Origin of the sequence: Bacillus ectoiniformans (assembly GCF_016908875.1) — a bacterium.
GTDB classification, from domain to species: Bacteria; Bacillota; Bacilli; order Bacillales; family Domibacillaceae; genus Bacillus_BX; species Bacillus_BX ectoiniformans.
Genome location: NZ_JAFBES010000004.1, coordinates 167,873 through 187,132, shown reverse-complemented (window position 1 = coordinate 187,132; position 19,260 = coordinate 167,873). Strand labels below are relative to the sequence as shown.

Annotated in this window: 19 protein-coding genes and 1 riboswitch; of the genes, 14 read left to right on the top strand and 5 right to left on the bottom strand. The window is 40.2% G+C overall.

Annotated features, from left to right (window positions below):
- Positions 1-465 precede the first annotated feature (465 nt).
- On the bottom strand, positions 466-3,417 hold the full coding sequence (locus JOC78_RS07895; protein ID WP_204553968.1) for an EAL domain-containing protein: 2,952 nt from the start codon (positions 3,415-3,417) through the stop codon (positions 466-468).
- Between the two features lie 504 nt (positions 3,418-3,921).
- On the opposite strand from JOC78_RS07895, the gene JOC78_RS07890 reads away from it, so the two are divergent.
- Both JOC78_RS07890 and JOC78_RS07885 read left to right on the top strand, forming a co-directional pair.
- Positions 3,922-4,137, top strand: a complete 216-nt coding sequence (locus tag JOC78_RS07890; protein WP_204553967.1) for a hypothetical protein — start codon at positions 3,922-3,924, stop codon at positions 4,135-4,137.
- 11 nt (positions 4,138-4,148) lie between these two features.
- A complete protein-coding gene (locus tag JOC78_RS07885) occupies positions 4,149-5,030 on the top strand; it encodes an alpha/beta fold hydrolase (protein WP_204553966.1) in 882 nt (293 codons plus the stop codon).
- Positions 5,031-5,076: 46 nt separating this feature from the next.
- Here the strand turns inward: JOC78_RS07885 and JOC78_RS07880 are convergent, their stop codons facing one another.
- Positions 5,077-5,631 (bottom strand): hypothetical protein, encoded by a 555-nt coding sequence (locus tag JOC78_RS07880; RefSeq protein ID WP_204553965.1) that lies wholly within the window; start codon positions 5,629-5,631, stop codon positions 5,077-5,079.
- A gap of 306 nt (positions 5,632-5,937) precedes the next feature.
- Here JOC78_RS07880 and JOC78_RS07875 point away from each other — a divergent pair, with 306 nt between their 5' ends.
- From JOC78_RS07875 to JOC78_RS07835, 9 genes are all read left to right on the top strand, one after another.
- A complete protein-coding gene (locus JOC78_RS07875) occupies positions 5,938-6,201 on the top strand; it encodes a YiaA/YiaB family inner membrane protein (protein ID WP_204553964.1) in 264 nt (87 codons plus the stop codon).
- A gap of 168 nt (positions 6,202-6,369) precedes the next feature.
- Positions 6,370-7,014 carry an SDR family oxidoreductase gene (locus JOC78_RS07870; RefSeq protein WP_204553963.1) on the top strand — a complete coding sequence of 215 codons (645 nt, stop codon included), beginning with the start codon at positions 6,370-6,372 and terminating at the stop codon, positions 7,012-7,014.
- A gap of 529 nt (positions 7,015-7,543) precedes the next feature.
- Positions 7,544-8,275 (top strand): LytR/AlgR family response regulator transcription factor, encoded by a 732-nt coding sequence (locus JOC78_RS07865; RefSeq protein ID WP_204553962.1) that lies wholly within the window; start codon positions 7,544-7,546, stop codon positions 8,273-8,275.
- A 275-nt stretch (positions 8,276-8,550) separates the two neighbouring features.
- A complete protein-coding gene (locus JOC78_RS07860; RefSeq protein ID WP_338023190.1) occupies positions 8,551-9,081 on the top strand; it encodes an HXXEE domain-containing protein in 531 nt (176 codons plus the stop codon).
- 63 nt (positions 9,082-9,144) lie between these two features.
- Positions 9,145-9,259, top strand: a riboswitch (TPP riboswitch).
- A 137-nt stretch (positions 9,260-9,396) separates the two neighbouring features.
- Positions 9,397-11,178 carry a phosphomethylpyrimidine synthase ThiC gene (gene thiC / locus JOC78_RS07855; RefSeq protein ID WP_204553961.1) on the top strand — a complete coding sequence of 594 codons (1,782 nt, stop codon included), beginning with the start codon at positions 9,397-9,399 and terminating at the stop codon, positions 11,176-11,178.
- A gap of 22 nt (positions 11,179-11,200) precedes the next feature.
- Entirely contained in the window at positions 11,201-11,368 is a 168-nt protein-coding gene (locus tag JOC78_RS07850; protein WP_204553960.1) for a serine protease, read from the top strand.
- 239 nt (positions 11,369-11,607) lie between these two features.
- Complete coding sequence (locus JOC78_RS07845; RefSeq protein WP_204553959.1) at positions 11,608-11,874, top strand: CD3324 family protein; 267 nt, start codon at positions 11,608-11,610, stop codon at positions 11,872-11,874.
- A 498-nt stretch (positions 11,875-12,372) separates the two neighbouring features.
- Entirely contained in the window at positions 12,373-12,639 is a 267-nt protein-coding gene (locus tag JOC78_RS07840; RefSeq protein ID WP_204553959.1) for a CD3324 family protein, read from the top strand.
- A 137-nt stretch (positions 12,640-12,776) separates the two neighbouring features.
- Complete coding sequence (locus tag JOC78_RS07835; protein WP_204553958.1) at positions 12,777-13,412, top strand: FusB/FusC family EF-G-binding protein; 636 nt, start codon at positions 12,777-12,779, stop codon at positions 13,410-13,412.
- 52 nt (positions 13,413-13,464) lie between these two features.
- Here JOC78_RS07835 and JOC78_RS07830 read toward each other — a convergent pair whose 3' ends face one another.
- Genes JOC78_RS07830 through JOC78_RS07820 form a run of 3 tightly spaced genes read right to left on the bottom strand, consistent with a single transcriptional unit; the run spans position 13,465 to position 15,391 of the window.
- Positions 13,465-13,998, bottom strand: a complete 534-nt coding sequence (locus tag JOC78_RS07830) for a hypothetical protein (RefSeq protein WP_204553957.1) — start codon at positions 13,996-13,998, stop codon at positions 13,465-13,467.
- A 23-nt stretch (positions 13,999-14,021) separates the two neighbouring features.
- Positions 14,022-15,212: an acyltransferase family protein gene (locus tag JOC78_RS07825; protein ID WP_338023184.1), complete on the bottom strand. Its 1,191-nt coding sequence runs from the start codon at positions 15,210-15,212 to the stop codon at positions 14,022-14,024.
- Positions 15,200-15,391 carry a hypothetical protein gene (locus JOC78_RS07820; protein ID WP_204553956.1) on the bottom strand — a complete coding sequence of 64 codons (192 nt, stop codon included), beginning with the start codon at positions 15,389-15,391 and terminating at the stop codon, positions 15,200-15,202. Before JOC78_RS07820 ends, JOC78_RS07825 begins: the two co-directional genes overlap by 13 nt.
- A gap of 190 nt (positions 15,392-15,581) precedes the next feature.
- Here JOC78_RS07820 and JOC78_RS07815 point away from each other — a divergent pair, with 190 nt between their 5' ends.
- The 3 genes from JOC78_RS07815 to JOC78_RS07805 are packed head-to-tail and all read left to right on the top strand — an operon-like array spanning position 15,582 to position 19,250.
- Complete coding sequence (locus tag JOC78_RS07815) at positions 15,582-15,908, top strand: nucleoside triphosphate pyrophosphohydrolase (protein WP_204553955.1); 327 nt, start codon at positions 15,582-15,584, stop codon at positions 15,906-15,908.
- An 11-nt stretch (positions 15,909-15,919) separates the two neighbouring features.
- Positions 15,920-16,795 (top strand): phosphorothioated DNA-binding restriction endonuclease, encoded by an 876-nt coding sequence (locus tag JOC78_RS07810; RefSeq protein WP_204553954.1) that lies wholly within the window; start codon positions 15,920-15,922, stop codon positions 16,793-16,795.
- Between the two features lie 13 nt (positions 16,796-16,808).
- A complete protein-coding gene (locus JOC78_RS07805; RefSeq protein ID WP_204553953.1) occupies positions 16,809-19,250 on the top strand; it encodes a DEAD/DEAH box helicase family protein in 2,442 nt (813 codons plus the stop codon).
- Positions 19,251-19,260: the final 10 nt, after the last annotated feature.

The window sequence follows — 19,260 nt, the reverse complement described above, 5'->3', positions numbered from 1 at the left end:
AGGAGACTTTGGAAAAAATAATAGATGAAATGGAAAGAGTATCGGGCAATATGGAAAGAATAAAGGTCAAATTAGAAAGAATTCTACGCAAAACGGAAAGAAAGAGACGTGGCACCGGCGGAATTTAGCGGATTGACAGGAAGATAGGGGAGTTTGGAAAGAATAATAGATGAAATGGAAAGAATATTGGGCAAATTGGAAAGAATAAAGGTCAAATTGGAAAGAATTCTACGCAAAATGGAAAGAAAGAGACGTGGCACCGGCGATATTTAGCGGATTGCAGGAATATAGGGGAGTTTGGAAAGAATAATAGATGGAATGGAAAGAATATTGGGCAATTTGGAAAGAATAATAGGTAAAACGGAAAGAATATCCCCCAAATTAGAAAGAATCCTCCCCGAGAACGCAGCCAAAATGAAATAAAAAAACCCGAAACAGCACCAGCAGTTTCGGGATTAAGTCATTTTACTTATTTTTTTGGAAAAACACCCGAGGTCCTTCTAAATGCCAGTCGTAGCCGTTCGGGAAAGGGTCTCTTTTTAACTGAAGGGTCAGCTTGTTTAAGAGCGGAATTAGGTCAGAGCGCTGATCCTCGTTAATAGCAAACTCTAGTCCGTATTCATACAGATCATCTCCGCTGTCTTCTTTCCATTTGATTTTACCTAAGAACGCTTGGTCGCGGCCATTTAAGCTAAAGTTCATTTCTAAGATAAGCTCTGGATGAACCGGCAAGTTGATGTTGGAGATGAAGCAAAGCCCGCCGACGCCTACGTTCTTGATTAAGATCGGGGAACTACCGACTTGCACTTTCTTTCCTTTCAATTCTTTTAAGCTCATCATGCCTTTTAACGGATGGTGAAAGTGAGCTCTAAAGTACTTTCTTCGATTCACAAACCCGTTTTTGGTCGCTGGAGGAATCGGCTTTAACCGGCCTTTTTCCAATAATACGACGAATTTATTTGACAGCACTGGTTTGCTGAAAAGGAAACCTTGGATAGATGGCACTTCAATCTGCTGGAAAAATTGCAGCTGCTCTAATCTCTCTACACCTTCTAAGACAATATCAATGTCGAGTTCTTTCGCGAGATACACCATGCTTTTGATCAGTGCTTGACGCTTCGGATCTGTGCACATATCGCGCACGAGGTCACGGTCAATTTTAATCGCATCCAAATCGTATTTCATTAGATAGGAAATCGAAGAATACCCAGTTCCTACATCATCTAATGAAAATTTAAGACCAAATTCTCTTAGATCTTGGATAATTTCTCTGACGATGCTTTCTTGATGCAGGATAGCCGACTCCGTAATCTCTATTTCGATTAGTTCTGGAGGAATCTGGTGTTTGTTAATAGCGGTCTTCACCTCATCTTTAAAGCTTGGGTTTAAGAATCTCTTAGGAGAGATATTTAGAGAGATGGGAACCACTTTTCTACCTTCATCGATCCATGTTCGTAAGTTAGCACACACAGATTCAATGACCCAGTCGCCAATTTCTAAGATCAATCCGTTCTCTTCAGCAAGCGGAATGAATTCATTCGGAGATACACGTCCCCATGTTGGATGATTCCAGCGAATCAGCGCTTCGGCTCCGGTAATTCTTCCGGTTTTCGCATCGACCTTTGGCTGATATTCAAGGAATAGCTGGTTTAAAGCCGAGGCGTGACGCAGATCCTTCTCTAATTGAAAGAGCTTATAAGATTCCACATTCATGGAAGATGTGTAGAATCGATAAGTGGAACGGCCAACTTCCTTCACTCGCAGCATTGCGGTATAGGCGTTTTTTAGAAGCTGGTGAGGGTCTTGTCCGTCGGCTGGATACGTGCTTATTCCGATGCTGACCGTCAACATGATTTCAAACTCTTCGATGAAAAATGGGCGTTTCATTTGTTTAATGATCGTTTTTGCAACGTCCTCAGGATCATCCATTGTGCTTTTGATGGCAATGGCGAATTCGTCTCCGCCAATTCGGGCGAGCAGCGCTTCACTTGGAATCAGCTTCTGTAATCTGGCCGCTGTTTCTTTAATAACCCCGTCGCCAACCGAATGACCGAGTGAGTCATTGACTTGAGCGAAACGGTCTAAGTCGACATATAAAATATACATCGGCACTTGATCCGTCTGGGTTAATAGATCTTGCTCGAAGGCATAGCGGTTTGGCAATCTAGTTAGAAAATCATGGTTAGTCATAAATTGCATTTGGTGTTCATAGTCTTTTTGATCGGTGATGTCCGTCACTAACCCATCAATGCGTATGAGCCGGCCTTCTTCATCTAGGATCGGTATGCTGTTATCGCTCACCCATTTTGTTTGAAATAACGGGGTGATAATCCGGTATTCATGCTGGAGTTTTTCGCCATTATATAGAGCGGATTGTTTAGAAAGCACCGTTTGCTGATCGTCAGGGTGGATCATATCGAACCAGACAGAAGGCTGGTTGATGAACTGCTCTTTCGGCAATCCATAGATCTTCTCGACACCTTCAGAACAGAATACGACTTGATTTTCAATCGGATCGAGAGACCAGACAGCGACGTCCAATGAATCGAGTATTTGCTTCGATCGGCTCGTTAGCTGGCTGAGGCGAGTCTCTAATTCTCTAAGTTTCGTCACTTCACGGATCACACCATTCACTTGAAGAGGCTTTCCATTGGAAGAGAATTTCACCATTCCTTCAATCAGAGAGGATTTTTTCTCCCCTTTGCCGCTAATGATGGCAGCCTCTAAATAAAAACGGTTCTTTTCAGGCGTCGCTTGTTGAATCAAACTGACGAGCTTATTGCCATCCTGGTGTTCGATATATTGAATGACTTGATCGAGTGATTTCGCCGTTCGGCTATAGTCAATATCTAGAATTTCGCATGCTTGTTTTGACAATAACGCCTCTTTATTAGGGATATCATGCTGCCAGCTGCCGATATGGGCAATTTTCTGTGACATGCTTAGATTGTCCTTCACCCTATCGAGTTCCCGGCTTGCGCGTGTCAGCTCTGTCACATCTTTACAAATGCCATAGACGCCAATGATTTGTCCTTCGATTACTAGGGGAATGTTTGTGATATGAATATCTATGGTATGCCCGTCCTGATGAAGTCCGACTGTTGTGTACTGAACTGTTTCTCCGCGAAGAGCCCGTGTGAAATGCTGCTGAACAGCTGGAAGTTCGGAAGCTAATAAGTAGTGTTTAAAGTGTGTCTGAGCTTTCTTTTGAGTCATGCCGAACATAGTAAGAATTCGAGCATTGCAATCTAAAATATTTCCTTTTAAATCTATTGTATATATTCCATCTGGATGATTTTCAAAAATGGATTGAAGCATCTTTTGCTGATCGGCTTTGTAGACACTTTCAGTTGAAGTTAGCTTTGAAATGCTAGCTTGATAGCGTTTGTAGTTTTCTTTCATTTTTTTTACAATCATAGTATCAACTCTCTTCCTGAAAATGAATGAGTTTATATGGTTAACACTGTCGTTATAGTGATATCTTACCATAAAAATATAAGTATTTGTAGAAAATTGGTGAAAAATTACATTATACAACCGTTGTTTTTTAATTATAAATATATTAAACAGTAATAAAATAGATAAAAATGTATAATTATTAGGTGAATTTACCTATAATTTTAAGGTTTATAAAAGATAAAAAAGCATTATTTCTTTATAGTAAATATCTGGATATAGTCTATGGGATGGTGAGATTCAGGCAAATCAGAAACAAAATGTACGTCTTACTAAAAAGTGTTTTATTTACATATTTTTTAAAAAGTAGTAAGTTCTTACTATATACATATAATTGGAATAGGGAATAGAGAGGTTTACCTGCTGCATTTGTCGTGAAGGTAAAGGAGTGATCTAATCATACATATCGTAGAGTTAGAGAAGAATTATATAGTAAATAACATAAATTGATTGGGGGTGAAGAATATGTATGAGGGAACGACATGGTTTGCTGCAGATGGATTCATCGCTATTATCACTTTTCTGCCGCTGATGATCTCTATCATTCTTACGAGTCTTGGCATATATGTGGCCATAAAGTTTGTTCAGTTTATGCGGACAAAGATCAGCCTAGACAAACAGCGGAACGAACAATTAAATGAACTGATTATCGCGGTTAAACGAAAAGAAATGGAAGAATAGGGGCGGACAAGATGGGAGAGAAAACGATCTACAAGGGTAAAACAGGAAGGAAAACGATTCAAGATCACTATGAAAACTATTTACACACGCTGCCCTTTGAGGTGGAGCGCAATTATGTGGATACGAGTTATGGCAGAACGCATATGCTGATGGCCGGTCCGAAAGATGGGAAGCCTTTATTTATTTTGCAAGGCGGCAACTGCATTAATCCGATGACTTTATCTTGGTTTTCCCCTTTAGCGAATCAGTACCGAATCTATGCGCCGGACACGATTGGGCATCCTGGATATAGTGATCAAACAAGGATATCTGCCACAGATCATAGCTTCGCGCAATGGGTTCAAGAGTTAATGGATCATATGGGGTTGAATAAGTGTGCATTCATCGGGCCTTCTTACGGGGCAGGGATCACTTTAAGATTAGCTGCTTATATGCCAGAGCGAATAGACTGTGCTGTATTGGTCTCTCCATCGGGTTTAAAGCTGGGCTCTAAGCTGAACATGATTAAACAAATCGTACTGCCTATGCTGCTGTTTCTCGCCACTTCATCCGACAAACACCTGAGTAAAATTGCCAATCGGATGTCCGCTAATACAATGAAGGAAATGGATAAACAAATCATTGGCGATATCTTTAAGCATACGAAGCTTGAACAGGAGATGCCAAAGTTAACAGAAAAAAAAGAGCTGCTTGCCTATCAGCAGCCCACTTTGATCATTTCTGGCAATGAGGATGTATTCTTTCCTGAACACTTAATTAAACAAGCAGCACATGAAGTGATCCCTAATTTAACCGATTTTAAATCGTACGATATGGGACACTTTCCTTCGGAGGAACATTTCATTCACATCAATGAAGACATCCGCCTGTTTTTACATACCTACTATAAATAATTTTTGCGTTTTTATCGCACATCGCGAAGAAGGGTCAGCGATGGGCTTAGGATGCCGGGTTTTTAATGGTCATAGTCCCGGTGGTTTTGGCCATTTCAATCATCTTAAAGGCTCTAGAGTAAGAGCTTTGAACGGTCTCTTTGGTTTTCTTATTCTTGTCGAGTGTGATACCGAAATAGCTGTCTTTATAATACCCAATTAAATATTCGTTCGACTGCAATTCATGAGCTTGTTCATAGGATAGCTTTTGATCAATAAAGGCGAGAATCACTTTTTCAGAATGAATAAAGAAAATAGGAATGGGGGATTGTAAATAGCTCTCGGCATATTGGCTGTCGGCTGCTTCTGACAAAAACTCTTTATTAATAAAAATAGCGTCGGCCTTCTGAGTGTTTTCTTCCATGAGGTCTTTAAGTGTGAGTGGAATAAAGTGAATATGTTTTTCACGTACGTCTGGAAGCTGTCCGATCACACCGATGTTCAATTGTTTTCCTTTGTATTCAGGCAATAAGGTATTGGAATTGGCGGTATGAATGACACAGCCAGTCAAGAACAATAATAAGATCGATAAATTAAATGTATTCAGCAGATTTTTTTTCATTGCATATCTCCCTATCAGACATAATGAAAGAAGAGTTGTGAGGAAACTCGAATCTTGTCCTTTGATGGTAACACAGTAAATGGAAAAGACAGGCCGAGTAATCGAAAAGTAAATAAATAGATACATAGAATTCCTTATATAACATTTCGTTTTCATTTGTAAAAAATCAGCGACCAACAATATTTGTCATTTTTCAACAATTTTTTAAAAATATGAAAGGAAATTTTGAGAGGTTGGTGGAATATCTTATAAGGAGTTCTATACTTAACGTATGTTTTATTTTTTTGGATCGAAGGAGGAAGTTAGATGCAAAGATACAGAAGAAGAAACACGCCTGCATTTACTGTCTTGGCTTATTTCACATTCTTTGCCGGGGTCTTTTTGTTCAGCATCGGATTATACAATGCCGACAATCTGCAGCTAAATGAAAAAGGTTATTATATTGCGGTTATGATTCTAGTGGCAGTTGGAGCGATCCTGACACAGAAGGTTACACGAGATAATGCGGAAGATAATGAGATCCTAGCCGAACAGGAAAGACAGCAGAACATGTCTCATAAAGGGGATTGATTGGACAGCTCGACATTGTCTAATTAACTAATGAAAGGTTCAATTCGAATAGGGATTGAACCTTTTTTTCATGGGATATAACGCATTTACTAAAGCGGTTCGTTTGATTCCCTTGTTTTGCTTTGAAATAATGGAATAAGAATAGAACATGGGAAGGGGCTGGAACAAATGAACGTTTTATTAGCAGGAGCCAACGGGCAAATTGGGAAGCATTTAGTTCAACTCTTTAAAGAAAGCAATGAACATACTGTACGGGCGATGGTTCGAAAAGAAGAGCAAGCAGAAGAACTGAAGCAAGCAGGTGTTGAAGCGGTTGTGGCTGACTTGGAAGGGTCGGTGGAACAATTAGCGGAAGCGGCGAAAGGCTGTGACGCGATCATTTTCACTGCTGGATCCGGCGGCCATACTGGGCTTGATAAAACGCTGCTGATTGATTTAGACGGGGCAGTGAAAACAATTGAAGCGGCTGAACAAGCAGGGATCAAACGGTTTGTCATGGTCAGCGCGCTCGGAGCCCATAATCGGGACAACTGGAATGAAGCCATCCGTCCTTATTATGCAGCCAAACATTATGCGGATCGAATGCTAGAAGCGAGCGGGTTAACTTATACGATTGTCCGTCCCGGCGGTCTTCTGAATGAACCGGGTACTGGAAAAGTCGCTATGGCTGAAAATCTAACTAGAGCTGCTATTCCTCGAGAAGATGTCGCGCGCACGGTATTGGCTGTGTTAGATGAACAAAAGACTTATAACCGTTCTTTTGATCTCGTTTCGGGTGATACTGTAATTGAAGAAGCGGTTAAAGGGATATAATTTATCGGTTACAGGCCAAATCAACTGATTGATTTGGTCTTTTTTTCTGACGAAAAGGAAATTCTTCAGAAATCCACTAGAGGAGGACGATCAAGTGAGTACCGCTACATGGGTGGCGATATGTATCGCTATTTTTTCAGGAGTTCTGGCCGCAAACAGCAAAAAGAAATCATAACAAACAGGCTCCACGGCTAGAAGCTGCGGGGCCTGTTTGTTAGGTTTTGTAAGGAATCGTCGGTTTAGGAGCGGTTGCCACTTCGATAAATTGACCTTATTTTAGAAAGTTTCAAACCATTTTCAGAGGAGAAATTTAACAGGAAAAAAGTTAAAAAAGAAAAGATGATGGTTCTTTCTTCCTGTTTATAGTTAATAGATCGTTTAAGGACTGAAATGCTCAATAATTCTCTTTCAGTCATTTAATCATTTCGCTAAAATAACAATAATAGTTTTTTACATGAAAAGATTACCTGTATTCACGGGGAGAACCAAATGAATGCAGTGAATAGTAATAATAGTAGAGGGGATTGATATGAATTTAATTAAAACCATACTTGCGGATGATCATCCCGATGCGTTAGAGATTCTAAACTTTTTAGTAGAGCAGCATGATTCATTTGAAATCGTGTCCTTGTGTAAGGATGGTGAAGAATTAATGAATCAAGTAGCTATTCATCGACCGGAATTAGTGGTAACAGATATTCACATGCCGAAAACGAATGGAATGGAAGCCCTTCAAAAATGCCAAGACGTTAACCGGAACTTGAAGTTTATCTTCGTCACAGGGTATAGCGATTATGCCATTGAAGCGTTTGATATGTCAGCTGTTGATTATGTAGTCAAGCCTTTAGAATTAACCCGGCTGTTTAAAGCGTTAGAAAAAGCAAAACTCATGATAGAACAAGACAAATTCCCTGTTTCAAGTGAAAACCGGAATATACTAACTGTCAAAAAGGATGGCTCTTTCTATTACGTACCGGCATCAGATATTTATTTCATTGAAAAAGCAGGGAAGAAATGCCGGATACATACAAGTAAAAAAGTGTATGAGACCAATGAAAAAATTACGGATTTAATGAAGGAATTAGATGGCGGTTTCTTTATGGCCCACCGGTCGAATATTGTGAATTTAGAGGCGATCTCCCATGTGACACAGAAAAATGAAACTTACTTAGTTTACTTCGAGAACTATTCGGAGCATGCGCATATTTCTAAACTGAAATTTAAGGAATTCCAAGAAAGAATGAAGAGTGTGAAAAGGTGAAGTTGCCGTTAGCCCAGATTCGATTTCATATAACGTATGGGTTTACCAGAGATGGAGACCGCCCTTTGAGCTGCGGTCTCTATTTTTTTATGGGGAATTGCCGCTTTTTTCAAAGTCGCCGATAGAATCCCATTATCCGCTGATAGAATCGGGAAAGGCGCTGATAGGGCTCTGCTTTCCGCCAGCTGAGGCCCATATTAAGCTCCTATCCCATACGATAAGAAAGCTAAAAGTAATTTTATGTTAAAATTAGTATAAATTATTTTATATGAACGCTGGGTGATCTTATCAAAACTAAAAAATATGAAGTTTCAATCCTAACTACACTCATTTGGCTGTTCCCGCTGTTGTATTTGATACATGATGTGGAGGAGATCCTTACAGTCGAAAAATTTCTTATGAAACATTCAGATCGAATTCCTATTAAGGTAACTTCCATGGAGTTTACAATGGCATTTTCACTCTTATGGATCGTAGCTGCAATCGGATGTTACCAAGCTTCAAGAAATAAAACATTCCTAGGGATGACGCCCATCACTTTCATTTCTTTTTTAGTACCGGGTATTCTGTTAGCTAATGGCGTTGGTCACGTATTCCAATTTATTTTCTTTAGAGACTATGTTCCAGGTATCCTTACTTCCATTCTGATTATCTTTCCTTACTCCTATGTTGTCTTACACTACTTGTTCAGCAAGAATTTGCTGACTCATAAAAAATTTATACTCTTTTTCTTACTAGGGTTTGTTTTGCAAGCCCCTTTGGCAGCACTGGCTATTTGGGTCTCAAAAACAGTTCTAAATTTGTAGTTCTGAAAATTCCCCCTTTTATTTCCTGAGAGACTCCTATATAATAAAAATCAAATTTAATACATTCATAACTAGGGGAGTCCAATGAGCTGGGCTGAGAAAGAAACGCGAGGAAGTTTCTTGACTCTTGGGACCTGATCTGGCTCATACCAGCGTGGGGAAGTTAACGTACCTAATCATGCAACACTACTTCTGCATACATATGAGCCGGGCCAACCATTCGTTGGACCCGGCTTCTTTATGTCTTCTGCAAACTTTTCCTCTTTGTATGTGTTGGATCTTGTCCTTTCATTCATAAAAAAGGAGAGAGTAACCATGCAAACATCTTCAGTACAAAATCACATTTCCATCATGTCTAATTTTCCAGGGAGCAAGAAAGTATATGTGCAAGGTTCAAGACCTGACATTCAAGTGCCAATGAGAGAGATTCAGTTAAGTCCGACGACAGGCACGTTTGGTGAGGAAGAAAATGCCCCTCTTCGTGTATATGATACGAGCGGACCTTATACCGATCCGAACTATACAGTTAATATTAAAAAAGGATTGCCAGCTATACGCCGTGCGTGGATTGAGGAACGAGGAGATGTAGAAGAATATGAAGGTCGTGACATGAAGCCAGAAGACAATGGCTACAGTGATCTAAATGATCCGCGGGCGAACATTCATGTGTTTCCAGGTCACCAACGCAAGCCATTGCGTGCGAAACAAGGCAAGAATGTCACGCAGCTTCATTATGCAAAGCAGGGGATTATTACGCCTGAAATGGAGTTTATCGCCATCAGGGAACAATGCACACCTGAATTCGTCCGTGAAGAAGTGGCTAGAGGACGTGCAATCATCCCATCGAATATAAATCATCCGGAATCGGAGCCGATGATTATCGGCCGGAACTTCCACGTTAAAATCAATGCGAATATCGGAAACTCTGCCGTCTCTTCATCGATCGAAGAGGAAGTGGAAAAAATGACTTGGGCGACGCGCTGGGGTGCGGATAATATCATGGATCTATCCACAGGCAAGAATATTCACTTTACGAGAGAATGGATTATTAGAAATTCAGCGGTTCCTGTTGGGACAGTGCCTATTTATCAAGCACTGGAAAAAGTAAAAGGAATTGCGGAGGATCTGACATGGGAAATCTACCGTGATACTTTAATTGAACAGGCAGAACAAGGCGTAGATTATTTCACCATTCATGCGGGGGTGCTGCTGCAATACGTCCCTTTAACGGCTAAACGAGTGACCGGTATTGTTTCGCGAGGAGGGTCGATTATGGCCCAGTGGTGTTTATATCATCATCAGCAAAGCTTCCTATACACGCATTTCAGAGAGATTTGTGAAATTATGAAACAGTATGATATCGCCTTCTCACTCGGCGACGGTTTGCGTCCGGGTTCGATTGCAGATGCCAATGATGAAGCCCAATTTGCTGAACTGGAAACACTAGGTGAGCTGACTCAAATCGCTTGGGAGCATGACGTGCAAGTGATGGTGGAAGGGCCGGGACATGTGCCGATGCACTTGATCAAAGAAAATATGGATAAACAATTAGAAGTTTGCAAGGAAGCTCCTTTTTATACGCTGGGTCCTCTGACTACAGATATCGCGCCTGGCTATGATCATATTACGTCAGCCATTGGAGCGGCGATGATTGGCTGGTACGGAACGGCAATGTTGTGTTATGTCACGCCAAAAGAGCATTTAGGGTTGCCGAATAGAGACGATGTCCGCGAAGGGGTCATTACGTATAAAATAGCGGCTCATGCGGCGGATTTGGCGAAAGGGCATCCGGGTGCGCAGAAGCGAGATGATGCCTTATCGAAAGCTCGTTTTGAATTCCGCTGGAGAGATCAGTTCCATCTATCACTCGATCCTGAACGGGCGATTGAGTATCACGATGAAACGCTGCCGGCAGAAGGTGCGAAGACTGCTCATTTCTGTTCGATGTGCGGACCGAAATTCTGCAGCATGAGAATCTCGCAGGACATTAGAAATTATGCGAAAGAAAATAAGCTGGAGACGAAAGAAGCCATTGAACAAGGCATGAAGGAAAAAGCGGAAGAATTTAAAGAAAAGGGCGGCACGCTTTATCAGTAAACGAGACTAGGGGGCTATCTGGATGGAAGTTCATCAGATTGAAGAAAAAATGAAACAGTTGAGACTGCAACTGTTTGTAATGGAGGAGCGGAAGAAAGAAATTCAAGAGAAGTGCACCCATGATTTTACAGGCAATGAGCATTATCAGACATGCAGGAAGTGTCATAAAGTTGAGGTGCTTTATTATTAAATTAGATTAGATGCAAGTAAGCGAAACATATCTTATAATGTTGGTAATAAATAGATAGTATAGGAGGTGATGGCGGTGGTACATGATGTGCCGAATATTGCAGCCTCTCATGCAAAATCCAGTGTTAGATGGGCGATGCTTTGCATGAGAACATAATCGATATCGCCATAGGGCTTTTACCCTTTCTAATACTTGATTTTGCCCCTTATTGATTCCAATAAATAAGGAGCTGCAAAACCATGAAGGAAGTAAAAGCGAGCACAGTTCTGCCGCACGAATTGATCCTTGAGATTCAGAAGTATATCCAGGGAGAAACAATTTATATTCCGAAAGCCAAGTCCGCCTGCAAGAGATGGGGCACGTGTTCGGGGATCAGGCAATCCATTGATGAAAGAAATGCTGCTATGAAGCAAGCGTTTCAGAATGGGGCAACGATGGAACATTTGGCAGAGGAGTATCATCTGGCTATTGAAACCGTGAAAAAAATCATTTATACGAAAAAATAAAGCAGATCAGCACTGAACTTTTCGAAGGTTCAGTGCTTTTTTATGGTGAGTTTGATTTCTAATCATTTTCCACATATAAAAAAGAAAGTCCAGATTCTATAATTAGAATGAACAAGTAAGCATAGGAAGTGAATGTAATGGAAGCATTTATGAGAGCTGATCAATATCAGTTTATTAAAAAGCAGGCCAAAAATTTACAGGCAATGAGCATTATCAGACATGCAGGAAGTGTCATAAAGTTGAGGTGCTTTATTATTAAATTAGATTAGATGCAAGTAAGCGAAACATATCTTATAATGTTGGTAATAAATAGATAGTATAGGAGGTGATGGCGGTGGTACATGATGTGCCGAATATTGCAGCCTCTCATGCAAAATCCAGTGTTAGATGGGCGATGCTTTGCATGAGAACATAATCGATATCGCCATAGGGCTTTTACCCTTTCTAATACTTGATTTTGCCCCTTATTGATTCCAATAAATAAGGAGCTGCAAAACCATGAAGGAAGTAAAAGCGAGCACAGTTCTGCCGCACGAATTGATCCTTGAGATTCAGAAGTATATCCAGGGAGAAACAATTTATATTCCGAAAGCCAAGTCCGCCTGCAAGAGATGGGGCACGTGTTCGGGGATCAGGCAATCCATTGATGAAAGAAATGCTGCTATGAAGCAAGCGTTTCAGAATGGGGCAACGATGGAACATTTGGCAGAGGAGTATCATCTGGCTATTGAAACCGTGAAAAAAATCATTTATACGAAAAAATAAAGCAGATCAGCACTGAACTTTTCGAAGGTTCAGTGCTTTTTTATGGTGAGTTTGATTTCTAATCATTTTCCACATATAAAAAAGAAAGTCCAGATTCTATAATTAGAATGAACAAGTAAGCATAGGAAGTGAATGTAATGGAAGCATTTATGAGAGCTGATCAATATCAGTTTATTAAAAAGCAGGCCAAAAAGTTAGTGAATGGACACTCTGCTGCCAATGATCCGGCTGTGTTAAAAGCTTTAAAAGCAATGGTTCTAGAAAGTGTCATCGCTCTGTTCTCAACGATCAGTGACGAACAAAAGCTGGTGCTAGAATCAATAATAGATGTGAATGATCAAGAAAAAGCAGACATATATATCGAAAACTTACAGCCGTATGTCACCCCCTTTCAAACAACAGAGCCGATGGTGAAAAAGCTTTTTCCTAAAGCGAAAAAGATAAAAGTTCCTTCATTAGATCACATGGATTTGCTTGGTACTTCTTATTTAAGCTGGTTTGATCCAGGGACGAATAAAAAATACCTAGTCACAAAACTCGACGATCAATGGATCGGTTTACAAGGTTCATTCCGTCCACTCAACAAGAAAGGCATCTGCGCGCTTTGCCATCAATATGAAGATGTAGGGATGTTTCTTGTTGAAGAAAAAGGGAAAGTGCAAGGCACATTTACGAAAAGGGGCAATTATATTTGCCGAGATGCAGAGGTATGCAATCAGCATATCGTAACATTGGATCACTTGGGGGAATTCATAGACCGGGTAAAGAAATAACAGGCTAGAAGCCCTTCCTGTCATAATGGCAAGGGCTTCTAGCTATTCATACTTACAAAATATCAAATTCAGCACCTTTAGGATACAAGACGATGTATTCTTCCTCTTCCGGATCTTCGAAAGCAATCTTTACGTCGGAAAGTAAGTCATGATTCGCTAACTCACCGAGGATCGATTCGGCTGCTTTTTCCGGATCAATGACATAGTTATAGATATTAGCGGTTCCACTTCCGATATCGCCGCCGTCACAATGGCCATTTCCCGTCCAGCCTAAGCACTCATTCATTAAGTCTTCTACATCGTGCCGCTTCTTGAGCATCTTATTTGTTTCATTTTCTTCATAGCTGAATTGCACGACTAATTCAATCAGTTCTTCTTCATCTACATAATCATAGCCTTCTTTATCTACCTTTTCCTGTGCGAGCTGGCTCATTACTTTTGATGGGAATTGGGAAAAGGATAGTTTTCTTTCTTCTGCTTCTCCAGTATCTCCTACGACTCCAGAATGAATCGTTAGCATCTTTCCCTCATTCCACACTTCCCAGTAAAGAGTTTCGTCTCCCTCTTGTTTTATTAATTTAATCAAGGTTTACCCTCCATTCACGATGACTAAGAATGTATGTTTACAGATCTTGATTCAGTTTCAGGCATCTGTCTTTCTTTCTTTTTCCCTTTCATGCCAAATAATAATCTAAGTACAAAAAAGCGGCGAATGATGAAATGGTACACAACCGCTATGATGAGGAAAGAAACGATGAGAAGAAAGGATAGTTTCATCGGCACAGTCCAAGGCAGATCACGGATCAGAAAGCCAATCATCACAATGATGGGCTGGTGCAGAACATAAAATGGCATGGAAGCTTCACTGCCATAGTTCAGATAGCGATGAGAGAATGATAAATACTTGTCTCCTAAATAAAAGATGCACATGAGCCAGCTCCATCCATTTAACACGTGAACGGCATAGAATATCATGCTGCTGAAAGTGCCAGGTTTGGGATAATCGATCATAAACCATGTAATAAAGACAGCAGATGATATAACCGCTGTCGTTCCATGAAGCTTAATCGTTGACCGAATGGCAGGCTTAAAGGAGGGACTGGAGAAAAAGTAGTAGCCATAGATAAATACAAGCAAGTAAAACAGCACATCCCAGCCGCCTAAATTGATTGTTTGAATAATGCCGATACAGATTAAACTCAGAGGCAAAAGGACAAAGTGAAACCGTTGAAAGTTCCGACCACCACTCACTTTGGAGAACAAAGGCAAGGTAAGAAACGAGAAAGCCAGCAGCACCAGTACATACCATAAATGCAAGCCGACAAACGCAAAATTCCCTGGGCCCCCAATGTCTAAATAAAGTCCATCAAAATAATGAGGGACGAATTCGAAAAACGATCCGTTAAACTGACCTCTCGTGATCCGTTCAATAAATACTTGCGGCGGGGATAAAATAAAAACACCGAATACAAGCGGAATGCCAAGCCGAGCCAGCCTTTCGCGGAGGTAGCTAGAGCCTCTGCGTTTTTGCCATGCGTAAAAAACACTCATTCCTGACACGGCAAAGAAAATCGGCATCAGCCAAGAACCAATTAAAAGAGAAGCCACTAGAACCCCGCCTGAATTCAGCTCCGAATTCTTCACATGCCAGGGAAACGGATTAACAAACATCAAGCAATGATAAACGAACACCGCAAGCGTCGCGATCACTTTAATCCAATCTAAATCATATTGCCGGTTAGAATACTCCTTCATTAAACTGCTCACCTCATCAAACATAGATACAGCTAATCGATCCACCCTAGCATAGCTGCTGTGACAATTAATCCAATAAATAGCAAGCCTTGGGCGAGCCACTTGCTAAACTTCTTTCGTCGTGCAGTTCCATTCTGTATAAATCTTAATTTAGAAACCCCGTAATCATAAATGAATCCAGTCAAAAAAACTGCCAACATAAAAAACAACAGTTCAAATAGCAAGTCCCACCCTCCTTTTCGCATAGGTGATTCGTCACTATTACTATAATTATACAATCATTGTTTTTTCGAAAGAATGCCTTTTTTCAGATAGGAGGAAATTTTTGGTGAGGAAAACATGGTCAGAGCCATAAAAATAGTTGCCTACTTCTGGTAAAATGGTGATAAACAAGAAATAAAGGGAGAGAGTTATATGCCTGTTTATAATAAATTAGTTCGCGATCGGATACCTGAAGTGATTGAGCAAGCAGGAAAAACGTTTACTACACGTATACTGGATGAACAAGAATACAAGCAGGAACTTCGAAAAAAGATGGACGAAGAATTAGTAGAATACAAGACAGCTAACAACGATGAAGAGGCGATGGAAGAATTAGCTGATCTTTTAGAATTGATCCATGCAGCCACTAAAATACATGGAGCCGACTTTGACCAGCTTGAATCGATTCGCAAGAAAAAAGCAGACAAGCGCGGCGGGTTTGACGAGCGAATTTATTTGATCGAGGTGGAGGATGAATAGGAGGGGAAGACATGGATATCACAACCATTTTGCATTGGGTAGATGAATTGCGACTTCATCGTTCAAGTAAAGCGGGTACAGCCTTAAAAAAACCTTTGCTCCTATTGCTGCTTCTATCTAAAATTGACAATGACGAACGTGTAAAAAATGTATTTAAGTACAGTGAGGTTGAGAAAGAATTAGATTTATTAATAAGAAACTTTGGTAATAGAACGAGTGGTGCAAAGCCTTATCAGCCATTTCACCACCTAAACTCTTCTCCGATCTGGGATCTGCATCTACCCGTAGGTGTGGAATTGACAAGTGGAAAAACAGCCAATGTATCACTTTTAAGACAAGAATCGGTTTACGGATTTTTAAATGAAGAAGCCTTTCATTTACTAAAACATGATGAACGGAGCAGAACCATCCTGATCAATTACATCCTAGAAAAATTTTGGCCACAAACGATTCAAGACGAATTAAGGTCCTATTTCAACTTCTCTTTCTATAACCCATATAAGCAATTAAAAAGAGATCCAAAATTCGCTCCGAAAGTTCTGGCAAACTTCCGGTATAAATGTGCAATGTGCGGCTTTCAAGCCCATTTTAATCAAATTCCATTTGGGTTAGATGCAGCACATATTCTCTGGCATTCCTTTGAAGGACCCAGCACGGTAGAAAATGGCCTGTCACTTTGCAAGTTGCATCACTGGGCTTTTGATAAGGGTGTACTTACTGTACTTCCAGATAAGAAAATAAAAGTATCCAAGCACTTTGTCGGGTCAGAAAATAAAAGCCAAAAATATATTGAAGATCTTGATGGAATCACCTTATTGGACTGGAAAGAGGTTGAACCTTCTAAAGACTTCTTTAGTTGGCATAACGAGAATATATTTATTCAATAGATTGAGGTGGAGGATGAATAAACTAGAACTAATCACACAAAATTTAGTGCACTCAATAACGGATCTTTCAAGTAAGGCAGATGAAATTTATATCTTAACTTCATTTGTCATGAAATCTGGTGTGAAAAAAATTCTTCCTGTTTTAAAGGAAGCGGCCTCACGAGGAGCACAGATACGTGTTTGTACGGGGGATTATTTATATATTACACAGCCAGATGCTCTTCAATTACTTGTGGAGGAAGTACCTGAAGCAGAAGTTCGGTTATGGCAGAGCGGTGGGAAATCGTTTCATCCCAAAGCATATTTGTTTCGCATGCCTAATAGTAGCCATTTGATTGTCGGTTCTTCGAATATGTCTGCTTCTGCTCTCAGTTCAGGAGTTGAATGGAATCTGCATGCACCATCAAGCGTAGATGAACAGATTTTTGAAACAGCAGTTGAAGAATTTATGAATGTTTTTTCACATGACTACACTATCTCCATGAACCAAGAGTCTATTAAAAGGTACAGAGAAGGTTACGAAAAATTTCATGAAAATAACTCTGTCGCCGTCCAATGGTCGAAATCAGAAGAAATAGATCTTATGTTTTCAGAGCCTAAAGATCAGGCAGAGATTATTCATGACGAAAGAGAATCCTACATAACAAAGCCAGACATTTTAGAACCGCGTCCAGCACAAAAAGAAGCATTGCGAGCACTGGAAAACACAGTGGAAGAAGAATATGAACGTGCACTTGTGGTCATGGCTACTGGACTTGGCAAAACATATTTGGCAGCTTTCTTCGCTCAAACTTTTAAAAGAATTTTATTTGTTGTACATAGGGAAGAAATTCTAGAACAAGGAAAGAAATCTTTTTTGCATGTGATGCCCGATCGGACGGCAGGGCTATTAAATGCTAAACATAAAGAAAAAAATGCGGATATGATCTTTGCATCTGTATTTACTATTGGCATCAAACATCACCTTGAAAGCTTTAGGAAAGATGATTTTGACCTTATTATTGTGGATGAATTTCATCATGCCGCTGCTTCTTCCTATAAAAATATTTTAGAGTACTTTGAACCAAAGTTTCTTCTCGGGATTACAGCGACGCCGGATCGAATGGATAATAAGGACGTCTACAGCCTTTGTGATGGGAACATGGCCTATAATATTCATTTTTTAGAGGCGATTCAAAAGCAATGGCTGTCTCCATTTATTTATTATGGAGTTTACGATGATACAGATTATTCGGCTATTTCATGGCTTGGCACCCGTTACGATCAAGAAGAATTACTGCAAGTTCAGCTAAAAGAAAGTATGGCTGAGAAAATATTAAACGCATGGGAAAAGCACCGCCAAACGAGAACGATAGGTTTCTGTTCATCTATTAAACAAGCTGAATTTTTAAGTGAGTTCTTTAACCGAGCTGGATGGAAAACCGTTGCTCTGCATTCTCGGACAAAAAACATCACTAGACCAACAGCGATTAAAAAGCTGGATCAAGGAGAATTAGATATTATCTTCACCGTTGATTTATTTAATGAAGGTGTGGATATCCCATCTGTTGATACACTGCTGTTTGCACGTCCGACTGAATCATTAACTGTTTTTACCCAACAAGTAGGACGGGGCTTGCGGATAGCTGAAGGCAAGAGTCACTGCGTCATCATTGATTTAATTGGAAACTACAGAAATGCGGATGTGAAGCTGCAAGTATTTGACACGGACCCTGATCGAAAAGGTAAAAGCACAAACGTCATTCCAACTGTACCTAGCAACTGTCAAATTGACTTTGACTTGGAAGCCATCGATTTGTTGAAAGCGATGAACCGAAAGAAGAACCCACGAAAAGATCAATTGTTATATGCGTTCGAAGAGCTGAAATTGGAATTGGGTAGACGGCCGACATACTTGGAGTTTCATTTGAATGCTAAATCAGACAGTAAAGCAATAAAGGATTATTATCAATCGTATCCAGGACTATTGTTTTCTGTAGATGAAATGAGCAGCGAAGAAGATAGCGTCTATGAACAATATAAGGATTGGTTCAAAGAGGTAGAAAGTACAGGGATGACTAAAAGTTATAAAATGATTGTCCTATTATATATGCTTTCAAAAGGCCCTGAACGATGGCTTGAGCCCATTACACCATTAGAGGCTGCACCATTCTTTCATAGCTACCTGACATCAAAAGAGTATCGTAAACGGATTGACTTTTCTGATAAAAAAGGTAAGCAGCTCGCTGAGTATAATGAAAAGAAAGTTGCTCAATTGATCGCGGAGATGCCTATGGATAAATGGAGTGGGACTTCAAATGGACTGGTTTCATTTGATGGTAATAAATTTACTATTCAACTGGAAGTTAACGAAGCAGATAAAGAGATATTGTACGACTGGACGAAGCAAATCTGTGAATATAGGCTGCATTGGCATTTTGAAAGGAAAGAAGAGAATCTAAAAAAATTACAGTAGAGGGATAGGG